Source organism: Promicromonospora xylanilytica (genome assembly GCF_054782895.1).
Window position 1 is genome coordinate 236,396 of the sequence record NZ_BAAGRP010000003.1, and the last position, 15,198, is coordinate 251,593.

Here is a 15,198-nt window from a genome sequence, read left to right on the forward strand (position 1 = left end):
GGTTCCCTGCCTGTTCAGAGTAACGAGGTCGTCCGTTACGTGGTGTTGCTCACGCTCCGATGCTGGTCACAGGGGTGAGACTTGGCGGGCGTCGCCCGTCGGCGACGGCTACCGTGTGCCACATGGAGGAGCTGGAAGCCTCGACGGCACCCTCGACCGGTGCCGGCCCTGCTGCCGGCTCGAAGCTCGGCGGTTACACCGTCGTGCGTGAGATCGGGTCCGGAGCCATGGGCGCCGTCTACCGTGCGGAGGACGACGGCGGCCACGCCGTCGCGCTCAAGATGCTCCACCGCCACCTCGACGACCCCTCCGCGCGCGAGCGGCTGCGCCGCGAGGCCACCGCGCTCCAGGGCCTGCGGCACCCCGCGGTGGCCCGGGTGCTGGACGCCGAGCTCGAGGGACCCGACGCGTTCATCGTCACCGAGCTCGTCGAGGGCCCGACGCTCGAGGAGGAGATCGACGAGCGCGGCCCTCTCGACGCCCGCGACCTCTTCGAGCTCGCCGACCAGCTCGCCGACGCCCTCGAGGCCGTGCACGGCACCGGCGTGGTGCACCGGGACCTCACCCCGTCCAACGTGCTCATCTCGCGCACGGGGCCCGTCCTCATCGACTTCGGGCTCGCGCAGGGTCCCGGCGACCCCCGGGCCACCCGGACCGGATTCGTCATGGGCACCCCCGGGTACCTCGCCCCCGAGCTGCTCGACGGCGCCGAGCCCGGCCCGGACACCGACTGGTGGTCCTGGGCCGCCGTGCTCGGGTTCGCCGGGACCGGCCGGGCGCCGTTCGGGGTGCGGCCCACCGAGCTGGTGCTCCGGCGCTCCCGCCAGGGCCAGGCCGACCTCGACGGACTGCCGCCCCGCGCGGCCCGCGCGCTCGGTGCCGCCCTGCGAGCGGTACCGGCGGAGCGCTGGGGGCCCAACGAGGTAGCACGCGCCCTCAAGGGCGAGTCGGAGGCGTTCGTCACCGCCACGACGGGCCCGGACGGCTCGGCGACCACGGTGCTCGGCGCCGCCGACGACCCCGCAGACCCCCGGACCGTGACGACGCCGGCCGACCTCGGCTCGACGCGCGTCATGCCGCAGGGCCTCCTGTCCCGGCCGGTGTCCGCCGCGGCGGGCGGCGCGGGCATCGGCGCGGCGGCCGGAGCCGCGGCCCACGCCAAGGCGTCCCGCCCCGACGTGGGCGGCGTGACGGACCTGGCTGCTGCCCCCGCCCTCGCCAGGGGCCGGTCCGTCACCGGACGGGCGCTCGGCGCGCAGAGCCCCGGCGCGGCGCCCGGGGACGGAGCCTTCGGCCTGCAACCCGCCAACCCCGCCCACGTCGCCGGCTATCGCGGGCTGTTCGCCGTGCTCGTCCTCGCGCTCGTGGCGCTCGCCGCCGTCCGCCCTGGAGTGGCCGCAGCCGTGCTCGTGGCACTGCTGATCGTGGCGCGGCTCGCAGGGATCGCCGTCGACGAGTTCCGCCACCGGCGCGCGCGGCGCGGCCCACGCCGGGTCGACGCGCTCGTGGCGACCCTCCTGTCACCGTGGCACCTCGTGCGTGCCGTGTTCGGCGTGCTGCCCGCCGCGGCCGTCGGCCTCTGCGCCGGAGTGATCGTGGTGCTGCTGGGGCTGATGGTGTTCGCTCCCGGCAACGTGATCATCGCCCCCATCCCGACCGTCGAGGCCCGGTCGGTGGGCGGCATGAACGAGGAGATCGTCGACAGCCTCGTCCTGAGCGTCGCGATGCTGGTGACCGCGGTCATCACCTGGTTCGGGCCCGCGTCGTACGCGACACGGGTCGGAGCAGGCCCGCTGCTGCGCCGGGTAGCCCCCACGAGGACGCGCAAGCTCGTCCTCGCGCTGGTGGTGCTGGCGCTCGCGGTCGTGGCGGCGTGGCCGCTGCTGGACGGTTCCGTGGACGTGCTGTGGTGGCCCCTGGGGGACCGTCCCGACGTCGTGTGGTGACCTCCAGGTTTGGTGTCGAGATCGTACCGAAACGTCCAGCAGTCTCCCAGCGAGCGCTAGTAGGCTTTACCCAAGGCGCATAGCGCCTCGCCCCATTGGCCCGCATCTCGAAGGACCCCGATGTCGACGAACATGACCAAGGCGCAGCGTCGAGACGCCGCCCGTGCCGAGGCCCTTGCACTCCAGAAGAAGCAGCAGGCGCGAGAGAAGCGCAGCCGGGCCATCGTGCTCAGCGCGCTCGGGCTCGGACTCGTCGTCCTGGTCGTTGCGGTCGTCCTGATCTTCCTCGAGGGCCAGAAGTCGCCCATGGAGAAGGTCGACAGCATCCCGGCCGGCGTGGTCGAGGACACCGGCATCCCGGTCGGTGCCGACGGTGCGGCGGGTACCACGAACGAGGGTGCGAAGACCCTCGACGTCTACGTGGACTACATGTGCCCCATCTGCGGCCAGTTCGAGTCGCTGAACGGTGCGAGCATCACCGAGATGCGTGAGGCCGGTGACGTGACGCTCGTGGTGCACCCCGTGACGATCCTGGACCGGGCGTCCCAGGGCACCGACTACTCGACGCGCGCCGCTTCGGCCGCCGCGTGGGTCGCCGACCAGGCTCCCGAGCAGTTCTCGGCCTTCCACGAGGCGATGTTCGTGAGCCAGCCGGAGGAGAACACCGCCGGCCTGTCCGACGAGCAGATCGCGCAGGTCGCCGAGCAGGCCGGTGTGCCGGCCGACGTGGCCGCAGGGATCGCCGACGGCGACGCGCACGACACCTACGAGGAGTGGGTCAAGGCAGCCACGGAGGAAGCGCAGAGCGACGAGTCGCTGCTCAATGCCGAGGGCGGGTTCGGTACCCCGACCGTCGTCGTCGACGGCGAGCGCTTCGAGGGCTGGCAGACCCCGGGTGGGCTGACCCAGGCGGTGACGGGTGAGGCGCCCGCGTCGGGGGAGCCTTCCGCGGAGCCTTCCGAGTAGTTCGACAGCGGTCGACGACCGTTGGCGGCGGGGTCCCGGGCTGTGTTCCGGGGCCCCGCCGCTTCGTTCCGTCCGACTCCTCGTTCTCGACTCGGATTCTCGGGGGAGGAACAGTTAGGCTGTTCCCCGCCCGCCGCCTTAGCTCAGCTGGTAGAGCTCCCGCCTTGTAAGCGGAAGGTCGTCGGTTCGAACCCGACAGGCGGCTCCAGACGTTCCAGCAGGTCAGTGCCATTCCGGTGCTGGCCTGCTGTCGTTCCCGGGTCAGTGGACCGGAGTTGGCCTGACAAAGTGCCTGACTACGCACCCCGACCACCCCGAGCCTCAGCCCTGCACGCGCCCCCGCAGCCCAACGGCCCCGAGCGTGACGAGCGCAGCCCGGAGTATCGCGCTCGGAACGCAGGTATCCCGGTCAAGGTCCCAGCAGCGCGAGCGGGATGACGGCGACACCGTCCCGACGTCGATAGGCGTACTCGCCTGCGTAGACGACTACGGAGTCGATCAGGTTGTCTCCGATCCTGCTGCGGAGCCAATGGAGATGCTTGGCGTCGGTGTCCTCGACCCGGTCCGCCAGCTTGACCTCGATGGCCAGGACGCGACCATCTGGTTGCACCACAACCAGATCAACCTCGTGACTGCCGTTCTGTGTCCGTAGATGGTGGAGACGCGCCTCGGCGGCCTCCGCATAGGTGTGGATGCTGAGCGCAGCCAGGTGCTCGAACAGCGCGCCCAGGATCGTGCCTTCCGTGAGCTGGGTGTTGCCCTGCTCGGCGCGTAGAAGTGCTGGCGCGTCGAGGCCCAGTAGCCGTGCCGCCAGGGCGGGGTCGGCGAGCTGGTGCTTTGGCGACTGGGCCAGTCGGTCGAGATGGTTGTGGCTCGGGATCCAGGGCGGAATGGCGTCGAGCAACCAAAGAGACGAGAGGGCGTCACGGTAGGCGATGGTCGTTTCCTTCGCCGGCTTGTTCGAAAGTCCGGCCGTTGCTGCATCCAGGATCTTCGAGTACGTCGTCGTTGACGACGTCGCAGCAGCGTAGGCGGAGAGCCATGCACGGAGGACCTCCGGCTTGCGCACCTGGTAGCCCTGCTCCGGAAACTCCCGGTGGACCACGTTCTGAAGGTACGCGTCCAGCTCGGCCCGGCGTACTCGTCCCTGGAGCGAACGGATCGCAGGGAACCCTGATGCGACGATCTCTTCGACGTAACCTCCGAGTCGAAAGGCCGTTGTCCCTGCGACGTCCTGGTTGCCGCCGAGAAGCGCGGACAGGCTGACGGTCGGGTTCTCGACGTTCCGTTCCGCGAGGCTCAGGGGTCGCATGCGGATCGGCACGATTCGTCCCGCGCCGGAATGGATCACCGACCCTCTCGGGGCCGAGCTGCCGGCAAGGATGAAATGTCCGGGGCCAGATCCCGCGTCGACTGCCCGTCGGACGTCGTCCCAGACTTCGGGGAGTCGTTGCCACTCGTCGACGAGGACCGGGCCCGGGAGGTTTGTCAGAACCGTCGGGTCAGCGGAGACGACTTCACGTTGACGCGGGAGGCTGAGATCGATGACGGATGTTGCCCGCTGCAGGGCGGTTGCCGTCTTGCCAACACCCTTCGGACCGTGGATTGACAGGGCTCTGAGGTGCGGCTGAAGTTCGTCGAGAGTAGCGTCGATGATCCGCCGCTGGTAGTCGGCCATGGATCTAGTCTACCGATCGCATGGCTTCTAGTCTTCCGATCGCATGCCCCCCTGGTCTACCGATCGCACGGGAATCGGTCACCCTGTCGGGCGCTGGTCCCAGTTCTGCTCAGGCGTCAGGCGCGGCCACCGCCCGCACCAGGTGCTCCGTCACCGCGCGGCGCTGCGTCTCCGGCAGGGCCCGGTAGGCGAGCGACTCGAACATCCACAGGCCGTCGGCGGCGAGCCGGGTGACGAGCCGGGCCGTCGCGGCGGCGTCGTCCACCGCGTCGGCGGGCACGGGTGCCCAGCGCTCCAGCACGGAGCTCCAGGGGGCGGCCCACTCCGGATGGGTGGCGGCCTCGAGCATGAGCTGCAGCTCGGCGCGGGTCGCCGACCGGGCGCTCACGCGCACGTAGGCGGCCAGCCGCTCGTCGTCGGTGAGGTCCTCCGCGGGCCGACCCGCGTCGGCGAGGAGGGAGGCCTCCCACCGGTCGGCGAGATGCTGGTGGATGGCGGCCAGCAGGTCCTCGCGCGACGGGAAGTGGTACATGATCCCGCCACGGGTGAGCTCTGCCTCGGCCGCGACGGAGTCGAAGGTGACGGCGGTGACGCCCTCGCGCTGGATGACGCGCACGGCGGCGTCGAGGATGCGGTCGCGGTTGCTCGGTCGCACGGGTGCCCTTCGGGGATGCGTCGCGGTCGGGGTCGGTCTCAGTGGCCGGAGCCGTAGGCGGAGGACTCCGAACCAGGACCGTAGGCGCGGAGCAGCACGGTCGTGACGATAGCGCCGAGGGCGAGCACACCCGCACAGACGGCCATCACCACGGAGTAGCTGTTGCCGAACGCGCGGAAGGCGGCGTCGAGCACCTCGGGCCCTGTGCCGGGCGTGGAGAGGGCGTCGGTCATGGACCGGCCCGCGTCGGCGGGAGCGCCGTCGGGCAGGCGGACGGTCATCGTGTAGACCGTGGTCAGCAGAGACCCGAGCAGGGCGACGGCGGCCAGGCTGCCGAACTCGTAGGAGACCTCCTCGACGGAGGACGCCATGCCCGCCCGCCGCGCCGGTACGTTGCCGATGATCGCGGTCGAGGCCACGGACATCGCGGCACCCAGCCCGAGACCCGTGACGACCAGGCCGCCGAGCAGCCAGCCCATCCCGTGCTGGACGGCCACCAGCGTCCAGGCCACGCCGACGGCCCCGACACCGAGGCCTCCGCCGATCAGGACCCGCAGGCCCACCACGTGCAGGAACGCCCCGCCCAGGATCGACGACGGCAGCGACCCGACCGCGACGGCGGCCACCAGCAGCCCGGACTCCAGGGGCGAGAAGCCCGTCACGAGCTGGAACCGCTGGGTGGTGGCGAGCTGCAGCCCGCCCATCGCGAACATGGCGAACGCGGCAGCCAGGACCCCGGAGGCGAACGCGGCGTTCCGGAAGATCGTCAGGTCCAGCAGCGGGAACGGGAGGCGCCGCTGACGGCGGACGAAGAGCCACCACCCGACGAAGGTCGCCACCGCCGCACCGAGCACGACGGTGCCGGAGCGGTCGACCTTGACCACCTCCTTGATCAGCACCACCAGGCCGACCAACGTGACCAGGGCCTGCACGGAGGAGACGAGGTCCCACCGGGTGCCGGGGTGCGGCTCGTCCTCCGGGGCGACGGCGACCCCGAGCACCACCGCTATGACGACCACCGGCACGTTGACGAGGAAGATCGACCCCCACGCGAAGTGCTCCAGCAGCGCACCGCCGACGATCGGCCCGAGCGCCCCGCCGACGACCGACAGGCTGCCCCACACGCTGATCGCGACGTTGCGCTCGCGCTCGTTGACGAACGCGACGCGGATCAGCGCCAGGGTGGCGGGCATCATCGCCGCGGCGCCGACGGCCAGGAGACCGCGCGCGGCGATCAGCACCTCAGGGGTGGGTGCGGTGGCCGCAAGGAGCGAGGCGATCCCGAACACGATCAGGCCGGCCAGGAACATGCGCCGGTGGCCGAACCGGTCGCCCAGGGTCCCGGTGCCCAGCAGGAGCCCGGTCATCACCAGCGGATAGGCGTTGATGATCCAGAGGCTCTCCGACCAGCTCGCGTCGAGCTCGCGGGTGAGGGTGGGCAGGGCCGTGTAGAGGATCGAGTTGTCGAGGGTGATCAGCAGCAGGCCGGTGCCCACCGTGACCAGCAGCGTCCAGCGCCGTCGCGGGCCGAGCAGCGGCGTGCGCGCGCTGAGCGGAGGACTGATCGTCATGGGGGAAACTGTACTATCTAGAAGGTTAAGTTTCCTGGCGTGACCAGCACGTCCGGCCTGGGGCGAGGCTTCCCGGCGCGAGCACCGGAGAGCCTCGGGCTCACCCGGGAAAGTTTAGGGCGGGGGCAGCTGTCACGCCCGCGGCCAGGTCTGCGGCGTCGGCCACTTGGGGGAGCGGCCGTCCCCGCTGGAGGTGCCGGTCAGCCGGCGCTTGACCCACGGCCCCACGTGCTGGCGCATCCAGGCCGCGTTGGCGCGTGCCGTGTCGCGGAACGCCGCCGGAGGTGCGGCGTCGAGAGGGTTGTCATAGGCGGCGTCGTCGGGTTCGAGGCCGAGCGCGACCAGGGCGGCGTTCGCCACCCGCTGGTGTCCTTCCGGCGTGAGGTGGATCCGGTCCTCCGACCAGAGGCGCAGGTCGGCCAGCGAACGCATGCCCCACAGGTCGAGCACGCGGGCGCCGTGCCGGTTGGCGATGGACCAGACATTCGCGTTGAAGACGCCCACGCGGCCGTTGGTCCAGCTCAGGGCGGCGCCGGCTTTGAACCCGGTGCCCATCAGCACGTCGGCGCCGGTCGCGCGGAGCGCGACGACGGCGTCCTCCAGCGCTGCCGAGATCGCCTCGACGTCGGCCGAGGCGCGCAGGATGTCGTTGCCGCCTGCGACCAGCGAGACGAGGTCCGGCTGGGCGTCGAGGGCGACGCCGAGCTGTTCGGCGACGACCGGGCGCAGCTTGCGGCCGCGGATCGCGAGGTTCGCGTACTCGAGGGGCGGCTCGCCGGCGGCGATGCGCCGGGCGGAGAGCAGGGCTGCGAGGTTGTCGGCCCAGCCGCGCTGCACGTCCGGTGCGTCGGGGTACGGGTCCCAGAGGCCCTCCGTGAAGGAGTCGCCCATGGCGATGTACCAGGCCCAGCGGGCCGGGGCAGTCGCGGGGCTGTCTGTGGTGTGGCCGTCCGGGTCTGCGGGTGTCGTGGTCACGCGCCCATTCTCTCGTCTGCGGGGCGCGGCTCGCCGGGCCGAGAGTGTGACGGGCGGCACAAACTGGCAGTGTCGGAGGGTGCCGGTAACCTCCTGCACGTGGAGACCACCGTGAACACGACACCCCCAGTCGACACCGACGCCGCCTCGGGTCCGCCCCCGTTGTCGCAGGTCGTCGCGCCGGACTGGGCAGAGGCGCTGGCGGACGTCGAGCCGCGCATCCACGCGATGGGGGACTTCCTGCGGGCGGAGGTCGCGCAGGGGCGCACCTACGTGCCGGCCGGCGAGCACGTGCTCGCGGCGTTCAAGCGGCCGCTCGCCGACGTGCGCGTGCTCATCGTGGGCCAGGACCCGTACCCGACGCCCGGCCACGCGATGGGGCTGTCGTTCTCCGTCCAGCCGGACGTGCGTCCCGTCCCGCGGTCGCTGGTCAACATCTACAAGGAGCTGCAGGAGGACCTCGGGCTCCCGCTCCCGTCGAACGGCGACCTGCGGCCCTGGGCCGACCAGGGGGTCATGCTGCTCAACCGGACGCTGACGTGCCGGCCCGGCTCGTCCGACTCGCACTCGGGCAAGGGCTGGGAAGAGATCACGGAGGCAGCGATCCGCGCGCTCGTGGCGCGGGGTGGCCCGCTCGTGGCCATCCTGTGGGGCGCCAAGGCGCGCAACCTGAAGGCGTGGCTCGGTGACGTCCCCGTCGTCGAGAGCGCGCACCCGTCGCCGCTGTCCGCACGCAACGGCTTCTTCGGCTCCAGGCCCTTCTCGCGGGCCAACGCGCTGCTCGAGCAGCAGGGTGCGCGGCCCGTCGACTGGCGCCTCCCGTAGGCCGGACGGGTTCGGCGGCCTGATGCGGCGCCGACGGCGGGTACCGGCGTGTTGACACTGTGAAAGGCGAGGGTGAATGACAGTCATGGACTCCGGGCATACGGTGACCCGATGAGCGAGATCCTGGTTTCCGGCGCCGACGCCCCGGTCACCGAGCGGGTCGAGGGCAAGCTCTCCGACCGCGATCGGGAGATTCTCGCGTTCGAGCGCAGATGGTGGAAGTACGCGGGCGCCAAAGAGGAAGCGGCGCGAGAACTGTTCGGTCTGACGGCCACGCGTTATTACCAGGTTTTGAACGCGCTGATCGATCTGCCGGCGGCCCTTGAGCACGACCCGATGCTGGTCACGCGCCTGCGCAGACTCCGGTCGACCCGTCAGCGGGCGCGTTCAGCACGCCGCTTGACGGACCGGAACCACTGAGCGGGCACCGATCCGTCACAACGACCCGCTACTCTCTCTGCCGTGACGAAGAGTGGCTACCCCTACCCGCCCGACGAGTTCGACGTCGCTGTCCCCGGGGGCGCACCCGTGGGTGTGCACCGTGCGCCGCGTAGCGGTTGGAGCTCGGCCTGGCCGTTCCTGTTGGTCGCCGTAGTCTGCGCCGCCGTGGCGTGGGGCGGCATCACGCTGCTGTCCGGAGGTGACGACCCTGCAGAGGCGCAGGGTGGTGGCGCGTCGGCTGCCCCGTCGGCGTCCGCTTCGGCCGGTCCCTCGGGAGGGGCGTCGGGTGAGCCCTCCGCCGAGCCGTCGACTGAGCCGTCGGGCGCGGCGAGCGAGCCGGCGACGACGGAGTACCCGGGTGACCCGGCCCTGGCCGACATGGCGGCCGTGATCGGCGTCTACAACGACTCGGGGCAGGGTGGCGTCGCCGCGGCGATCGCCACGAACCTTGCCAGCGCAGGCTTCACCGGCACGATCAATGCGGGTAACGCGGGCGACCCCAATGCTCCGGCCGTTGACGCGTTTGCCGAGAACACCGTGCTGTACGGCCCGGACCGCGGTGACACCGCGTCAGCCGTCGCGGAGGCTCTCGGCATTCCCGCCGAGAATGTCCAGGAGTCGGCCGAGGTGGGTGCGCACCCGACCGAGGCCGTCCAGGTCTTCATGGCGACACCGTCTGCCGGCTGATCGAACCTGATCGTCGCCGGGGGCTCAGAGCCCCCGGCCGCGTGCCTGACCGAGAGCCGACGGCAGTGCCGACGTCGGCTTTCGGTCAACATTCGGGCGGCTGCCGCCCGGGACCCGCCGTGGACGAAATGTCCACCGGTTCCGTACCACCATGCTGATATTCGCCTGCGCCGACCCCCGCACAAGCCTCTGACCTGCACGTTCGCCTTCCGCTGAATGCCTCATAGCGGACATAGAGGCTTCCCTGGTGTGAGCCGGACCACTAGGCTCGAACCACCACGGGTCGACCGAGTGTCCCGTGCAGAGGTACAAGGAGAACTACGCATGGCCCAGGGCACCGTCAAGTGGTTCAACGCCGAGAAGGGGTATGGCTTCATCACCCCCGACGCCGGCGGCCAGGACCTTTTTGTTCACTACAGTGCGATCCAGACCGATGGCTACCGGACTCTCGATGAGGGTCAGCCGGTCGAATACGAGGTGGGGCAGGGACAGAAGGGTCCGCAGGCGGAGCAGGTTCGTCCAGCCTGACATCGATGGGACGACGGGTGGGAAGGGCCCGCCCGTCGCCCGCCCCCCAAGGATGCCGGGACCCAGACCCTGGCGTCCGATCTGGATGGTCGACGACGACCCGCGTCGCAGTGTCGGACGACGATGCCCGACCTCACGAGCAGCCGCCCCGTACCGCGGTTGCTCGGCCCGACTGCTCGCCCCACGTGCTGACCCTGACTGCCGAACGGACCCCCGCCGTATCGGCCGTCCTCTGCCGGACCGTGATTCGATGGGGGAGTGACCCTGCTCGACGCGGTGGTGGTGGGTTCAGGACCCAACGGCCTGGCGGCCGCGGTCACGCTCGCGCGCGCGGGCATGGGGGTCCGGGTCCTGGAGGCCCAGCCGACGATCGGTGGCGGTGCACGCACGGTCACGGTCCCCGAGCTGGCCGACGACATGCTGTTCGATCTCTGCTCCGCCGTGCACCCCATGGCCTGGGCGTCCCCGTTCTTCCGGGCCTTCGACCTGCCGGCCCACGGTGTCGAGCTGATCGCGCCGGACGTGGCCTACGCGCAGCCGCTCGACGGCGGCAGGGCCGGCCTCGCCTACCGCGACCTCGCCCGGACCGCTGAACGCCTGGGGCCCGACGGGGAGGCCTGGCGCGACCTGCTGGGCCCGCTCGCCGCCGACTGGCGCCAGGTGACGGCGCTCGCCATGGGCGACAAGCGGACCGTGCGCGGCATGCTGGACGGGACGGGCTCCGGCGAGCACGCCCTGACGGTCTCGGGCCTCGCCTCCATGATCCGGCCCGGCCTGCGGTTCGGCGCGGCCCTCCTCGAGCAGGGCGGCCCGCGGTGGGACCGGCGCTTTCTCACCGACGAGGCCAAGGCGCTGCTCACCGGGGTCGCTGCGCACAACATCACACCGCTCCCCTCGCTCGCGGGCGCGGGGACGGCCCTGCTCCTGGCTGCACTGGCGCACACCGAGGGCGGGTGGGCGATCCCCCTGGGCGGCTCTCAGGCCATTACCAACGCGATGGTCCGCGACCTGGAGCGGCACGGGGGCACCGTGGAGACCGGTCACCGGGTCGAGAGCTGGTCGGACCTCCCGCCGGCCCGTGCCGTCCTCTTCGACACGACGCCCAGGACGCTGCTCCGCGTCGCGGGGGACCGGATCCGTCCGTCGCGCAGGGCGGCGCTGGCCCGGTTCCGGTACGGGAACGCGGCGGCCAAGGTCGACTTCGTCCTCGACGGCCCGGTCCCGTGGCAGGTGCCCGACGTCGGCAGGGCCTCGACCGTGCATCTCGGCGGCACGCGCGCCGAGATGGTGATCGCCGAGGACGCCGTCGCGCACGGGCGCCACGCCGACCGGCCGGTCGTGCTGGTCAGCGACCCGAGCGTCGCCGACCCGGGCCGGACGCGCGGCTCGCGCCGCCCCCTGTGGGCCTACGCCCACGTCCCGGCGGGCTCGACGCAGGACGTCACCGAGGCCGTCACCCGGCAGATCGAACGCTTCGCGCCGGGATTCCGCGACGTCGTCGTCGGCTCGCGGTGCCTGCCCGCCGCGCGGCTGGAGCACCACAACGAGAACTACCCCGGGGGTGACATCTCGGCCGGGGCCGCCACCATGTGGCAGCTCGTCGCACGTCCCACTCCCGCGCTGAACCCCTATCAGATCGCTGAGGGCGTATACCTCTGCTCGGCGTCGACGCCGCCCGGTCCCGGCGTGCACGGCATGGGCGGCTGGCACGCCGCCCGCCGCGCGCTGCTGCGGGAGTTCGACGTACGGCACGCTCCCGGCCTGGTGCCGGGATAGGCCTCCCGCGGGTTTCGCCCGGAGGATACGCGCCTTGCACTCTCATGGCTCGAGTGCCAATAATGTCTTAGCACTCTCCGTCCGAGAGTGACAGCAGGGTCGAATGGTGAGGCCTCCTGTCGCGGCGAGACATGATCGCCGGGGTGGTAGGCCGTCCGTCGCGGGCACCGGCCGGCCTGGACAAGCCACCAGCGGAGGATTCATCCCCATGGCCAAGATCATCGCTTTCGACGAGGAAGCTCGTCGGAGCATGGAGCGCGGGCTCAACCAGCTCGCCGACACCGTGAAGGTCACGCTCGGCCCCAAGGGCCGCAACGTCGTTCTTGACAAGAAGTGGGGCGCCCCCACGATCACGAACGACGGTGTCTCCATCGCCAAGGAGATCGACCTCGACGACCCGTACGAGCGGATCGGTGCGGAGCTCGTCAAGGAGGTCGCCAAGAAGACGGACGACGTCGCGGGTGACGGCACCACCACCGCCACCGTGCTCGCCCAGGCGCTCGTGAAGGAGGGCCTGCGCGTCGTTGCCGCCGGTGCCAACCCGATCGCCATCAAGCGCGGCATCGAGAAGGCCACCGAGGCGGTCACCGAGCAGCTGCTGAACGCTGCCAAGGAGATCGAGACCAAGGAAGAGATCGCTGCCACGGCCGCCATCTCGGCCGGTGACCCGGCGATCGGCGAGCTCATCGCCGAGGCCCTCGACAAGGTGGGCAAGGAAGGCGTCATCACCGTCGAGGAGTCGAACACGTTCGGCCTCGAGCTCGAGCTCACCGAGGGCATGCGCTTCGACAAGGGCTTCCTCGCCCGTTACTTCGAGACGGACCCCGAGCGCCAGGAGGCCGTGCTCGAGGACCCGTACGTCCTGATCGTCGAGTCGAAGATCTCGAACGTCAAGGACATGCTGCCGCTGCTCGACCAGGTCATGAAGTCGGGCAAGTCGCTCCTCATCATCGCCGAGGACGTCGAGGGCGAGGCCCTGGCGACCCTGGTGCTGAACAAGATCCGTGGCACCTTCAAGTCCGTCGCCGTCAAGGCGCCGGGCTTCGGTGACCGCCGCAAGGCCATGCTGCAGGACATCGCGATCCTCACCGGCGGCCAGGTCATCACCGAGACGGTGGGCCTCAAGCTGGAGAACGCGACGCTCGAGGAGCTCGGCCAGGCGCGCAAGGTCGTCGTCACCAAGGACGAGACCACGATCGTCGAGGGTGCCGGCGACGCCGACCTCATCGCCGGTCGCGTGAACCAGATCCGCAGCGAGATCGACAAGTCCGACTCGGACTACGACCGCGAGAAGCTGCAGGAGCGCCTCGCCAAGCTGGCCGGCGGCGTCGCCGTCATCAAGGCCGGTGCGGCCACCGAGGTGGAGCTCAAGGAGCGCAAGCACCGCATCGAGGACGCCGTTCGCAACGCGAAGGCCGCCGTCGAGGAGGGCATCGTCGCCGGTGGTGGCGTGGCTCTCATCCAGGCCGGTGCCATCGCGTTCGCCAAGCTCGAGCTCGAGGGCGACGAGGCGATCGGTGCGGGCATCGTCCGTGCCGCGATCGACTCCCCGCTCAAGCAGATCGCCCTGAACGCCGGCCTCGAGGGCGGCGTCGTGGCGGAGAAGGTGCGCAACCTCCCCTCCGGTCAGGGCCTGAACGCCGCGACCGGTGTGTACGAGGACCTGCTCGCCGCCGGCGTGAACGACCCGGTCAAGGTGACGCGCTCCGCGCTGCAGAACGCCTCGTCGATCGCCGCGCTGTTCCTCACCACCGAGGCCGTCGTCGCCGACAAGCCGGAGCCCGCGGGCGCCCCGGCCGGCGACCCGTCCGGTGGCATGGGCGGCATGGACTTCTGAGTCCTGCCTGACCCGTCCGACGCCGGTCGGTCACCCTCTTCCGCGGAGGGCGACCGGCCGGCGTCGGCCGTTCCCGGCGGGTCCGGGTGCCGTCGCTCAGGCGAACATGCGGGTAGCCGCCGCCTCCGCCTCCGCGTAGGTGCGGGCAGCGGCCGTCAGGGCGGCCTGGATGCTGTCCAGAGCACCCTCCACCTGAGCCTGCGCACCCCGCCACTGCGTGACCGTGCCGCCGAACGCCGCGGCGGCCGGCCCGTGCCAGGTCGCCTGCAGCGCGTCGAGGTTGCGCATGAGCACCCCGACCTCCGCGCGCACCGTCGCCACCGAGCCCGCCACCGCGGCACCCGCCTGCTCCACCTGGTCGCTGTCGACCTCGAACCGCATGGTCCTCACCTCCCGTGCGCCGGCCCGTCCGGCGTCGTGCACCGACGGTAGGTACGCGCGGCCCGACGGCGGGGCCCGCTCGCGGCGCGCTGTGCACGGACCCGGCCCAGCCGGGGCTGTGGTCGCGCTCGAACCGCGGCGGCGCCGTAGGGAGGGCCGGACTCAGGCGGAGCCGAGCTTCGCCTGCTCCTTGCGCAGCCGGTGCAGCTCCATGTCGAGGTTCTGCCGCGCGGGCTCCTCCCACGCGGCGCCCATCGGGCTCAGGAACAGCGACTTGCGGGCGAGCAGCCGCTCGATGACCCGGATCCGGGCCTGGACGTACACGTCCGTGGGGATGTGCCCGTACTCCGCGCGCACCGCGGACTTGTACTCCTTGTACCGCTGCGGCTCCGCGGCGAGCATCGCCAGGTCGGCGTCGTTCAGCACGGCCGCGTCGAAGTCCGCCGGGTCGGGGGCGTGCCGGACGATGGCGTTGACCAGCGCGGCGACGCGGTCGGCGGCGCGCGCCGAGACGCCGAGGCCGGTCAGCTCGTCGCGGGCGAGGATCGCCGAGGCGGTGGACTGCTCGCCGCCCTGCGACGCCTCGGCCACCTTCTTCTCGGAGCTGAACACAGCACCGTGGTACCAGGCCGCGAGCCGCACGAGGTCGGGCTCGTGGGTCTCCTCCGCCAGCTCGTCCACGCGGTGCAGCACGGCGGCCAGGTGGCGCAGGTTGTGGAAGTGGCGGTGCTCGTCGGACCATCGGGCGAGCAGTGCCTGACCGACCTCCTCGATCGCCTCGGTGTCCGCCGTGGCTCCCGCGCCCACCACACTGCGGACGAAAGACTTGAGGAACCACTGCGGCGCGTCTGACGTCAGCACGCCCATGTGAATTCTGCCTAACGGTTGAGGTCGGTCACTGCACGGCCAGCCTATTACCGAATCGGTCAGCG

The 15,198-nt window shown here is 71.3% G+C and carries 14 protein-coding genes and 1 tRNA gene; 9 read left to right on the forward strand and 6 right to left on the reverse strand.

All coding sequences use genetic code 11. The features are described 5' to 3' along the window. The first annotated feature begins 122 nt into the window (after positions 1–122). From ACYVK7_RS04725 to ACYVK7_RS04735, 3 genes are all read left to right on the forward strand, one after another. Positions 123–1,946, forward strand: a complete 1,824-nt coding sequence (locus ACYVK7_RS04725) for a protein kinase domain-containing protein (protein ID WP_460886525.1) — start codon at positions 123–125, stop codon at positions 1,944–1,946. Positions 1,947–2,066: 120 nt separating this feature from the next. Continuing rightward, positions 2,067–2,912, forward strand: coding sequence for a DsbA family protein (locus tag ACYVK7_RS04730; protein ID WP_460886526.1), 846 nt, complete (start codon positions 2,067–2,069; stop codon positions 2,910–2,912). A gap of 132 nt (positions 2,913–3,044) precedes the next feature. Continuing rightward, positions 3,045–3,120: transfer RNA gene (locus tag ACYVK7_RS04735), tRNA-Thr, on the forward strand. A 201-nt stretch (positions 3,121–3,321) separates the two neighbouring features. On the opposite strand, the gene ACYVK7_RS04740 is transcribed toward ACYVK7_RS04735, so the two are convergent. From ACYVK7_RS04740 to ACYVK7_RS04755, 4 genes are all read right to left on the reverse strand, one after another. After that, the gene (locus ACYVK7_RS04740) at positions 3,322–4,590 is read right to left on the reverse strand and encodes an ATP-binding protein (RefSeq protein WP_460886527.1); all 1,269 of its coding nucleotides are present in this window, start codon (positions 4,588–4,590) and stop codon (positions 3,322–3,324) included. A 109-nt stretch (positions 4,591–4,699) separates the two neighbouring features. Beyond that, positions 4,700–5,245 (reverse strand): TetR/AcrR family transcriptional regulator, encoded by a 546-nt coding sequence (locus tag ACYVK7_RS04745; RefSeq protein ID WP_460886528.1) that lies wholly within the window; start codon positions 5,243–5,245, stop codon positions 4,700–4,702. A 38-nt stretch (positions 5,246–5,283) separates the two neighbouring features. Next, entirely contained in the window at positions 5,284–6,816 is a 1,533-nt protein-coding gene (locus ACYVK7_RS04750) for an MFS transporter (protein WP_460886529.1), read from the reverse strand. Between the two features lie 132 nt (positions 6,817–6,948). Continuing rightward, on the reverse strand, positions 6,949–7,707 hold the full coding sequence (locus ACYVK7_RS04755; protein ID WP_460886569.1) for an SGNH/GDSL hydrolase family protein: 759 nt from the start codon (positions 7,705–7,707) through the stop codon (positions 6,949–6,951). A 246-nt stretch (positions 7,708–7,953) separates the two neighbouring features. On the opposite strand from ACYVK7_RS04755, the gene ACYVK7_RS04760 reads away from it, so the two are divergent. The 6 genes from ACYVK7_RS04760 (at position 7,954) to groL (ending at position 13,885) form a co-directional block, all read left to right on the forward strand. Continuing rightward, positions 7,954–8,616 (forward strand): uracil-DNA glycosylase, encoded by a 663-nt coding sequence (locus ACYVK7_RS04760; protein ID WP_460886570.1) that lies wholly within the window; start codon positions 7,954–7,956, stop codon positions 8,614–8,616. A gap of 111 nt (positions 8,617–8,727) precedes the next feature. Continuing rightward, the gene (locus ACYVK7_RS04765) at positions 8,728–9,036 is read left to right on the forward strand and encodes a DUF3263 domain-containing protein (protein WP_460886530.1); all 309 of its coding nucleotides are present in this window, start codon (positions 8,728–8,730) and stop codon (positions 9,034–9,036) included. A 42-nt stretch (positions 9,037–9,078) separates the two neighbouring features. Next, positions 9,079–9,744 (forward strand): LytR C-terminal domain-containing protein, encoded by a 666-nt coding sequence (locus ACYVK7_RS04770; protein WP_460886531.1) that lies wholly within the window; start codon positions 9,079–9,081, stop codon positions 9,742–9,744. A gap of 324 nt (positions 9,745–10,068) precedes the next feature. Then, positions 10,069–10,272, forward strand: coding sequence for a cold-shock protein (locus tag ACYVK7_RS04775; RefSeq protein ID WP_274995013.1), 204 nt, complete (start codon positions 10,069–10,071; stop codon positions 10,270–10,272). Positions 10,273–10,530: 258 nt separating this feature from the next. After that, complete coding sequence (locus ACYVK7_RS04780) at positions 10,531–12,048, forward strand: phytoene desaturase family protein (protein ID WP_460886532.1); 1,518 nt, start codon at positions 10,531–10,533, stop codon at positions 12,046–12,048. Between the two features lie 208 nt (positions 12,049–12,256). Further along, a complete protein-coding gene (gene groL / locus ACYVK7_RS04785) occupies positions 12,257–13,885 on the forward strand; it encodes a chaperonin GroEL (RefSeq protein ID WP_460886533.1) in 1,629 nt (542 codons plus the stop codon). Positions 13,886–13,981: 96 nt separating this feature from the next. Here the strand turns inward: groL and ACYVK7_RS04790 are convergent, their stop codons facing one another. Then, complete coding sequence (locus tag ACYVK7_RS04790) at positions 13,982–14,266, reverse strand: WXG100 family type VII secretion target (protein ID WP_460886534.1); 285 nt, start codon at positions 14,264–14,266, stop codon at positions 13,982–13,984. A 162-nt stretch (positions 14,267–14,428) separates the two neighbouring features. Beyond that, on the reverse strand, positions 14,429–15,133 hold the full coding sequence (locus ACYVK7_RS04795; protein WP_460886535.1) for an HD domain-containing protein: 705 nt from the start codon (positions 15,131–15,133) through the stop codon (positions 14,429–14,431). Between the last annotated feature and the right edge of the window lie 65 nt (positions 15,134–15,198).